Raw genomic sequence first — 1,570 nt, forward strand, 5'->3', positions numbered from 1 at the left:
TTCAAGCGACTTGATTATCATATCACGAAGTTTTCGTTTTGTCAAACTCTTTTTTGAATATTTTTTCAAACTGTTTTTCGTGATGCTGTGTGACAGCTTCATGATAATATCACATTTGCTTTTCCCTGTCAACATACTTTTTTGTTTGCCAAGTACGTTTAACGTTCAAGCGTATGTTATTATAGCAACTTGTCTTTTTTATGTCAAATTGTAAAATCGTGCTGATTCCTATTTTTATCTTTACTATCAGCATTAGATGGTACTCTTTATCGTGAATTACTTGTTTACTCCAAGTCGGATAGCTTTATAAAATCATATGCTCTTTCCATTACTTTTTCTTTTTACTCTTCAATGCCTATGCTATTTTCCTGTTTTCAGTCTTTTCCTTCAGTCTTCTATCTTTATCAGACTGTCTTCAAAATTTCTGATTTCTTTCTTTTTTTATAAGAGAAAAGGGCGAAACAGGTATCGCCTGTCGTCATGGAGTGAAGAAATTCCCCTTTCTATGGTGATACCATAGAGGCAGGAGATCTCTCGACTTAGCGTTTCAATAGAAACAGACACCTCTCCCCCACATCGACATGCAGCTCCGCTCGAGATGACGATGGCGGCACGGGGCAGTGTGGTCATTCGATGGTTGGAAGGGGGAGTGGAGAAATATCACCGAAGCAGCCGTCAGCTGATTTCCTCCGTTGGGCTGGCGGTTTGCTGCAATAGAAAAGGTCTGTGACGGAATGATTGCCATTTCTTCACAGACCTTTTTATCAGTTTTTCAGAGTTGCATTGAAAGTTCCGGTTTTGGAGTCAAAGACCAGTGTATAATCTGCTTTTGTGTCCCCCTTCGTCAGATGGAGAATGATGTCTTTCTTCTGTACTTCGAAGGATGCACTATCGGCGCCTTCCATGAGGGAAGAAGCAGTAAAGACGGATGTAAAGTTTCCTTTCTTATAGGCAATAATCTGTGTTCCCTCCGGACTTCCTGTTTCCACCAGGTAGTACCGCTGTCCGTTTCCATTATTCACAAGGGGCGTCACGGTCAGTTTGGCATCGGAGAAGGTGCTTCCGTCTGTGCTGGTGCCAGTTTCAATTTTTACCGGCAGAGTCGAAAGGGTGAGTTTATTTCCCGAAGAAGCATGGGAAAAAATCACGTCCGCACTACCGGTGCTGTCGGCAGTCATGCCCACATCCAGCCGCTGCTCTGAAGAAAGGGATGAATGAAAGGCTGCTTCTCCCCGGTTCACCGCCACCACTGTGGACTCTCCGGTCATCCAGTTCGCCGAAACGCCGCAGGAGAGCGCCAGGGAAAGAAATAATGCAGAAGCCAGTATCTTTTTCATGGGAAATCCTCCTTTACAGATATATGATTTGTTATTTCTATTATAAGGGAAAAAGGGCGGGAAGGAAAGGTTCTTAAGTTTGACCGGCCTTTGGCCGGAGGGTTCTTAGGTTTGACGGGCCCTTTGGGCCCGAGGGTTGTGGATTGCCCTTCGGGCAATGAATTTTATAGGCTGCTTTACGGCTAACCCCTTCCGGCTCGCTGCGCTCGCCACCCACCCCTTAAACAGGGGTG

1 protein-coding gene is annotated in these 1,570 nt (G+C 44.8%); it reads right to left on the bottom strand.

What is annotated here, in order from left to right:
* Positions 1-764 precede the first annotated feature (764 nt).
* Entirely contained in the window at positions 765-1,337 is a 573-nt protein-coding gene (locus Q0482_RS02335; RefSeq protein ID WP_299142857.1) for a hypothetical protein, read from the bottom strand.
* Positions 1,338-1,570: the final 233 nt, after the last annotated feature.

This window comes from uncultured Dialister sp. (assembly GCF_937959425.1).
Classification (GTDB): domain Bacteria; phylum Bacillota; class Negativicutes; order Veillonellales; family Dialisteraceae; genus Dialister.

Bases quoted from the DNA above. Each gene is read 5' to 3' on its own strand.
- Q0482_RS02335 (WP_299142857.1), bottom strand. From the start codon at position 1,337: ATGAAAAAGATACTGGCTTCTGCATTATTTCTTTCCCTGGCGCTCTCC.